Origin of the sequence: Candidatus Leptovillus gracilis (assembly GCA_016716065.1) — a bacterium.
GTDB lineage: Bacteria > Chloroflexota > Anaerolineae > Promineifilales > Promineifilaceae > Leptovillus > Leptovillus gracilis.
The window spans coordinates 160,266-168,147 of record JADJXA010000010.1; the positions used below are offsets into that span (position 1 = coordinate 160,266).

The window sequence follows — 7,882 nt, forward strand, 5'->3', positions numbered from 1 at the left end:
AACGCGAGGAGTGTGACGTGGAATTACAAAAGAAAGCAGCCTGGCGGCAGGGCAATATCGTTGCCATTTTATTGGTCGTTTTAACGATCATAGAATTTGTGATTGCCATTGTGAATGGCTCGGCCGTTTTTCTGTTTATTGTGGCCTTGATTAAAGCGGCGATTATTGTGCAGGTGTTTATGCACGTCTATCGGTTGTGGCGCGCGGAGGAGCATTGATGAGCGCATATACCAAAGTATCTACGGAACTACCTCAGGGCGCTCATGCCCATGACGAGGATCGCGGCCATGAACTGCCTTACGCTGTACAGGTAAGGGCGAATCGTCTGGGTTTGTGGCTGTTTTTCATCTCGGAGTTTTTCTTGTTTGGGGCGCTGCTGATTACCCGGTTTTATTTGTGGAATGAGCCGGGGGTGGGACAGACACGGCCGTCACTCAGCCAGGAATTGGGGTTAATTACCACCAGCATCTTGCTGCTCAGCAGCTACCTGGTGTATCGCGGTGAAACCGCCATGACTTATGGCGACCGTAAGGTGTTTACCCAATCCTACTTGTGGGCGGCCATTCTGGGGCTGCTCTTTTTCATCGGCGTGGTGGTGATGGAGTGGAACCTGTTTGGTCTGCGCCTGGATTTGTTTGGCATTGAGTGGTTTGGTCATTTAAAGCCATCTGATGGCGTGTATGGCGGCGTTTTCTACATGATGACCGGGATGCACGCCCTGCATGTGATCAGCGGCGTGTGGCTGCTGTTGGTGGTCTGGAACCGGGGACGCAAGGGCGAATATTCGCCGGAGCGCCATTGGGGTGTAGAAGGGGTGGCGCTGTATTGGCATTACGTGGATGTCGTCTGGATATTTTTCTATCCGGCGTTGTATTTGATTGGTACGGCCGTGTAAAAAACCACAATGGACCCAGTCCTTAAAGCCGTTCTTACTTCGTGGAACTGGCGTTTCACCATTCTGTTAGTCCTGGCGCTGGCCGGGGCTCTTTATTCCATTGGCTGGTGGCGGCTGCGGCGGCGCAGCCAGCGCCGCCTGCGCCCGACGCGCCGCCCTGGGCAGCCCTGGCCTCTATCGGCGCGGTGGCGGTTGGTCTCTTACCACACTGGCCTGATCGTTGCCGCCATTGCCCTCATGTCGCCCATTGATGTGTTAGGCGGGCAGCTTTTCTTCATGCACATGATCCAGCATTTGCTGCTGATTATGATTGCCCCACCCCTGCTGCTCATTGCCAATCCCATGGCGACCATGCTCTGGGGACTGCCGACCGATGCGCGCCGCTGGCTAGGCGGCGGCCTGAGCAAGGCGCTGCACCGCGAATCGCCCTTTCGTCATGGGCTGCGTATCGTCACATCGCCAGGCGTTATCTGGCTGACCTGGGTTATTGTGTTGGTCGGCTGGCACGACCCCAACATGTACAACTGGACCCTGCGCAACGAGGTGGTCCACGACGTAGAACACCTCTCCTTCTTCCTGGTAAGCATGGCCTCTTGGTGGCGGACGACGGCCGCTGCGCCGCGCATTCACGGCCAGTTAGGGCTGATGGGCCGCATTGTGTTGGTCCTGGCCCTGGTTCCGCCCAATATGTTCACCGGGGTAGCCATCGCCTTCGCCGAAAGCCCGATTTATACTTATTACGTGGACGTGCCCCGGTTGTGGAATATCAGCGTGATGACCGATCAGCGCATTGGCGGCATTCTGATGTGGATTCCGGGCAGCATGATGTACATCATCGCCGCGCTGGTATTGGTGGCCCAATTTTTAGGCCAGGAAGAGCGTAAACCCAGTTTGCCTGAAAGCAAATGGGCGACCGATGAAGCCTTATTAGCGCCGGGCTTAAAAAAGTAGCGCCAAATTGCTTATCACCACAGAGGCACGGAGGACACGGAGATTTTACCCGTCAATCTTTGGTGTTTTCTGTGCCTCTCTATGGTTGTACCCCTGATGAATAGGTTGCATGGTCAGTGTCGAAATTCTCGGCACTTCTCACGGGCCAGGGGAAGTTGGAGCCAATGGTATGGAACGCATCAAGTTAGTGGTACGCGCCCTGTTTAGCCGCCAATGGTGGTGGGTGACGATTCTGGTTCTGGCATTGACGGCCGTTTTTCTCCGTTTGAGTGTGTGGCAGTGGCAGCGGCTGGAGCAGCGCCGGGCGGAGAATGTTGTGCTGGCGCAAGCGCTGGCGGCGCCGCCGGCGCTGTTAACGGCCGTCTCCCTCCCCCCAGACCTTACCACCTTCCAGAACCGCGAAGTGTTCGTCTCTGGCACGTATGATCTGGCGCACCAGATGGCCCTGAAGGTGCAAAATTGGAACGGCCGTGCCGGTATTCATCTCATTGCCCCACTGGTGGATGAAGATGGCGAGACGGCCGTACTCGTTGATCGCGGCTGGATACCGGACAGCGAAGCTGACCCAGCCCGCTGGTCCCAATTCGATGAAACCGGGCCAATCACCATAACCGGCTACGTCGCCCTCTCCCAAACCATCTCGCGCCAGGCGACCAACAGCCTTCAGGCGACCAACAGCCTGCCCGGCAGCCCGCAAACGGAGTGGTATCGGGTAGACATCGCCGCTATCCAGCAGCAAATGCCCTACAATTTGCTGCCAGTCTACGTCATCCAATCGCCGCCGCCTGACGGCAATACGGCGCTGCCGTTTCACGCCGAGCGGGAAATTGATTTGTCGGAAGGCTCCCATTTAAGCTACGCTATCCAATGGATTTTTTTTAGTCTGTTACTAGGCGGCGGCTACCTGATTTATGTTAACAAGACTGTCTCTAAAAAAGTGGCACGGCCGTAAACGCGGCCTGTTGATTTGCGTTGGGCTGTCCGCGCTGTGGTGGCTGGCAGCGGCGCATCTTGTCTGGGCGCATGGCGGCGGCACGATCCATGTGGCCGGTGAAACAACCGGCCCCTATCGGGTGACGGTTTGGGTTGCGCCCAATGGAGGGAAGCTGGCAAGAAGCTGCACTTCACCGTCGCGGTGGTCAGCGCGGCAGACAATCAGATGGTGTTGGACGCGGACGTGCTGATGGTGGTGTTGGCGGAGGAAACGGTCGTTCTCTCCGGCCCGGCCACTACGGCCCAATCCCTCAACAAGCTCTTCTACGAGGCTGATTTTGACGCGCCAGCCATTGGCGACTATCAAGTAGAGGCGCAGGTCAGCGGCGCGGCCGGGGCGGGCGCGGTTTCGTTTGACCTGACCGTGCAACCGGCGCGGCAAAACAATCTCCTGTTTGTTGGTCTGGCCGGACTGCTGCTGGTCAGCGGATTGGGCCTGTTTCTATCGCAGCGCAGCGCCAAGGCAGATTAACAACCCCTATAAATCATGGGGCATTGGGCGGCGTCTGGGGAACGGGCTGTTATAATGCGCTATGGGAGTCAGAAAATGCAGAGTGTTGGGTGTTGGCGGCCGGTGGCGGCCGGTGGCGGCCGTTGGCCCTTCGTCCAGACAAGCGTCAGGCAAATGACAGACACAAGGTGGCTAAAATATGCACAAACGCGCCAATTTTAATCTGGCAGAAGGCTGGTCTACACTGGCTTTGCTGCTTTTGCTCATCATCATCCCCACCGTTGCCATTATGCAGGCGGAACTGACGCCAGGAACCCATGTGCTGCCGCTGGTCGGAATCATCGCCGTTGTCACTGGTTTGTTGCTGGCCAAAAGCCGTTTCAGCGCCAATTCTGCCCATCTTTTCAGCCTGGTTTATGGTCTGTTTTTCATCTTTTACCTGGTGGGCACAACATTGCCGGCCGACCTTACCTGGCGCGAGCGGGTGCTGGACCTGGTGGCGCGGCAGGCGAATTGGTTTCAGAAAGCGTTTGACGGGGGGACCAGCCGAGATGGGTTGGTTTTTGTGATGCAAACGGCCGTTGTCTTTTGGTTATTGGGGTATACGGCCTCCTGGTACACCTTTCGCAGCCTGCGTGTCCGGCGCGTTATCTTGCCCACCGGCCTCGTTCTGCTGAGCGTTGTTTATTATTATTACGGTCCCAAACCGTTGCTGATCTACCTGGCGCTTTATATTGTTGTGGCCCTGGTTTTTATCGCCCGCACCTTTCTGATAAGCCAGGAACAGGTGTGGCAGGCAGCCTCTGTGCGCTACGAACGAGGCATTCGCTCCAGTTTTATCCGCGCCGGTTTTCTGGCGGCGCTGGTGTTGATGATTATCGCCTACCCGCTGCCCAAGTTATCGGCGAGTACGGCCGTTAACGAAGCCCTCAGCGGCACGCGCGGCCCCTGGCGCGAATTTCAGGAGACCTGGACCCGTCTCTTTTCCGCGCTGCGCGCCTATGGCACGGCCACCAGCGACCCCTATCAGGAAACGATGTCTCTGGGCGGCCCCCGTTCTGTGGGCAATGACCTGGTGATGGATGTCTACGTGCCGGAGCCGCTGCCCAATTTATATTGGCGGGCCATTGCCATGGACACTTACCGCGATGGCGGCTGGAGCCTGACCAATGGCGAGACGATCCTCCATTTTCCCGACGATGGGCCGCTAGACACGCCGCCGTTGGCCGGGCGAGATACCATCACTCAGACCGTGGTGAATTTTTTGCCCAATTCCAGTTTTTTATACGCCGCCCCGGAAGTTATCAGCTCTAACCGGCAAATGTTTGTGGATTGGACGCTGGATGAAGATGGTCATGTACTGGTCGCCGCGGCGCGTTCGCGCTTCGTTTTGCGGCAGGGCGATCAGTATCAGGTGGCCTCCAGCATTTCCAGCGCCGATACAGACAGCCTGCGACGGTCTTCCACGCAGTACCCCCAATGGATTTTAGACCGTTATTTGCAGGTTCCGCCGGAAATCAGCCGGGAAACCTTGTCGCTGGCGGCGGCGCTAACGGCCGATTACGACAATGTGTTCGACAAGGCAACGGCCGTGCAAAACTACCTGCGTGAAGCTATCACCTACAACGACCAGATTGCCGCACCGCCGCCCAACGTTGAACCCATCCACTACACCCTGTTTGTCAGCCAGGAGGCGTACTGCACCTATTACGCCTCGGCCATGGCCATCATGCTGCGTTCCCAGGGCATTCCGGCGCGGATTGTTAACGGTTATGTACAAGGGGATTACGACCCGCTTACCAGTTCCTACCGGGTACGCGCCAGCAACGCCCACACCTGGGTGGAAGTGTATTTCCCGGCTTATGGCTGGATTCAATTTGAACCCACCGCCAGCATCCCCGTGTTGGTACGGCAAGAATCTACCGAAGCTGGCGCGGAGTTGGCGGCCAATGCGTCTTCGCCGATTGGCAATCCTGAACTGGCCGCATTATTGGACGATCCCCCATTCGGCGATGTGGAGCGCGGCGGCGATGTAACGACCGAAGCTGACTCAACCCCGGCGTCCCAACCGACCTGGTGGCAGCGCCTGCCGCTGTGGCAGGTGACCGGGGTGACGCTGGTTCTGGCGTTTGCTCTGGGTTTGATGTGGCTGGCAAATGAGATGAACAGGCGCGTCGAAACAGACGTGACGCGCAGCTATTCGCGGCTGGAATCCTGGGCGCGTTGGTTGGGAATTTCGTTCAAATCGGCCAATACCCCTTACGAGCGGGCGGATATGCTGGCAACGGCCGTGCCTGAAGGCAAAACACCCATCCGCAACCTGACCCAACAATTTGTGCTAAAGCAGTTTAGCCGAACGCATGGCGAAGAGGATGGTTTCGATTCGTTGACGGAATGGCAGGTGTTACGGCCGTTGTTACTCCGCCAAAGCATCGTCAGCCGTCTAGAAAAGTGGCGCCAACGCCGTTAAATCCTTGCGCCAAGAAAAACCCCCCTTTAACTCCTTCCCGGCTCTGCTATAATCCAGAGGAACACTTGGTATAGATATTCAGATAATGATTTTGTGTAGGGCGGGCCTCGTGCCCGCCCGTCTGCCAGAGGGCGACCACAGGGGTCGCCCCTATCAGTCAAAATGTTTATCTGAAATTCCATAACAGAAAGGTCAGAAGTTAGCGCGCCGTGGCTGTTTGCCAGAGGCACTGCTTACTGACCACTGAACGGGAACAGCCCATCATGCACAATACAATGGGCGTCTCTGGTTGCAGAGCAGGGAGGGCACTCCGTGAGCGAGCAGTCTATCACCCAGGTACACCGCAATCTGAAACACCTGCGTGAAATGGTGGATCAGTTGGGTGGCGCTGTGAACCAACAGCACACCATGATCACCACCCGCGCCGAAATTACCCGCCAGGCGGCCGTACAATCCACCGACGAACTATCCCGCCTGTTTGTCCAGGTACGCCGCACCCTGGAAGACCTGGAACGGCGCATCGAAGCCCAGGCCAAAGAACACGAGCAGCTCAAAGCGTTGCAAGAAATCGGCGCCGTCGTCAACTCCTCGCTAGACCTGAACCAGGTGCTGGCCGAAGTGATGGACGCCATCATCAACCTGACCCAGGCCGAACGCGCCATCCTGCTGCTGATAGACGAAAAAAGCGGCCAACTCACCGTGCAGGTTGCCCGCAACGTAGACCGCGAAACCATTGAAAAATCCTCCTCTTTTGAGATTAGCCGAACCATTGTGCGTTCCGTCGCCGAGTCTGGTGAACCGGTGGTGACGATGAACGCCCAATCTGACCCCCGCTTTTCGGCTACCGAAAGCATCATCAGCTACAACCTGCGCTCGATCCTGTGCGTGCCGCTGAGCATTAAGGACACCACCATTGGCGTCATTTACGCCGACAATCGCATTGCTTCGGGCATCTTTGGCGATGCGGATCGGGATTTGCTGGCGACTTTTGCCAACCAGGCGGCCGTCGCCATCGAAAACGCCCGCCTCTTCCAACAAATTCGCCAACACCTGACCGAAATCACCGAAATGAAAGACCTGATGGACAACGTGTTTGAGTCTATCGCCAGCGGCGTCATCACCATCGGCGATGATGATCGCGTCGCGCTCTACAATCGCGCCGCCGAACAGATTTTAGGCGTACCGCCCCTTTCGATTATCCACGAAACCTATACCAAGGCCCTGAGCGTTTTGGGGCTGCCGGTGAAGCCAATCGTGGAAGAAGTAAAGCGCAGCGGCGGCACGCAAAACACAGAAATGGATATTGTTGTCGGCCAACGGCCGGGTACAACCACCTTAAACCTCACGTTTTCGCCGCTGCGCGATTTCCAACAAGAGACGTTGGGCGTGGCAATGGTACTGAACGACATTTCCGAGACCAAGCGCCTGGAGAGTGTGCGCCGCTATTTGCCGCCAGCCCTGGTGGACCAGGTGCGCGATCTGGATGCAGCGCAGCGGCCGCAGCGCCGCGAGATCACCGTGTTGTTTGCCGATGTGCGCGGCTTTAGCACCTTCAGCGAAAATCTGGACCCGGAGACGTTGATCCAGGTGATTAATGGTTATTTTACGCAGGCGGTGCGGGCCATCTCGCACTTTGGCGGCCTGACCGATAAGTTTATGGGCGACGCGGTGATGGCTTTGTTTAATACGCCGCTGAATCCTCAGGAAGACCAGGTAGAGCGGGCCATTCGCACGGCGCTCATGATTCAAAACAACATGACGGCTTATCATCTGGACATGCCGGTGGATAAGCGGCTTTATTTTGGCACCGGCATTCATGTTGGCGAGGCGGTTGTCGGCAACGTGGGCAGCTTACAGCGCAAAGATTACTCGGCCATTGGCGATGCGGTGAACCTGGCGAAACGGGTGCAGGAGACGGCGCGGCCGGGCCAGATTTTGCTCAGTGCGGCGGCCTATGAGCGGGTGAGAGAGTGGGTCATCGCCGAGCCGATGAATCCGATGCGGGTGAAGGGACGGCAAACGTTAGAGCAGATTTACGAGTTAATCGGGATGAGAAACAGTGGATCGTGACGCGGCGGAGGGGGGAACGGCCGTTCCTGCCCTACTCTCCTACCACCACCGG

7 protein-coding genes are annotated in these 7,882 nt (G+C 57.2%); all 7 read left to right on the plus strand.

What is annotated here, in order from left to right; genetic code table 11:
- The first annotated feature begins 17 nt into the window (after positions 1-17).
- The 7 genes from IPM39_21095 to IPM39_21125 all read left to right on the plus strand — a co-directional run bounded on the left by IPM39_21095 (position 18) and on the right by IPM39_21125 (position 7,830).
- Positions 18-218: a cytochrome C oxidase subunit IV family protein gene (locus tag IPM39_21095; protein ID MBK8988533.1), complete on the plus strand. Its 201-nt coding sequence runs from the start codon at positions 18-20 to the stop codon at positions 216-218.
- Entirely contained in the window at positions 218-895 is a 678-nt protein-coding gene (locus tag IPM39_21100; GenBank protein MBK8988534.1) for a heme-copper oxidase subunit III, read from the plus strand. Before IPM39_21095 ends, IPM39_21100 begins: the two co-directional genes overlap by 1 nt.
- Positions 896-904: 9 nt before the next feature.
- Positions 905-1,846, plus strand: coding sequence for a cytochrome c oxidase assembly protein (locus IPM39_21105; protein MBK8988535.1), 942 nt, complete (start codon positions 905-907; stop codon positions 1,844-1,846).
- 169 nt (positions 1,847-2,015) lie between these two features.
- A complete protein-coding gene (locus IPM39_21110; protein ID MBK8988536.1) occupies positions 2,016-2,798 on the plus strand; it encodes an SURF1 family protein in 783 nt (260 codons plus the stop codon).
- Between the two features lie 129 nt (positions 2,799-2,927).
- Positions 2,928-3,311 carry a hypothetical protein gene (locus tag IPM39_21115; protein MBK8988537.1) on the plus strand — a complete coding sequence of 128 codons (384 nt, stop codon included), beginning with the start codon at positions 2,928-2,930 and terminating at the stop codon, positions 3,309-3,311.
- 178 nt (positions 3,312-3,489) lie between these two features.
- Complete coding sequence (locus IPM39_21120; GenBank protein MBK8988538.1) at positions 3,490-5,760, plus strand: transglutaminase domain-containing protein; 2,271 nt, start codon at positions 3,490-3,492, stop codon at positions 5,758-5,760.
- A gap of 312 nt (positions 5,761-6,072) precedes the next feature.
- Positions 6,073-7,830 (plus strand): GAF domain-containing protein, encoded by a 1,758-nt coding sequence (locus IPM39_21125; protein ID MBK8988539.1) that lies wholly within the window; start codon positions 6,073-6,075, stop codon positions 7,828-7,830.
- Positions 7,831-7,882 lie beyond the last annotated feature (52 nt).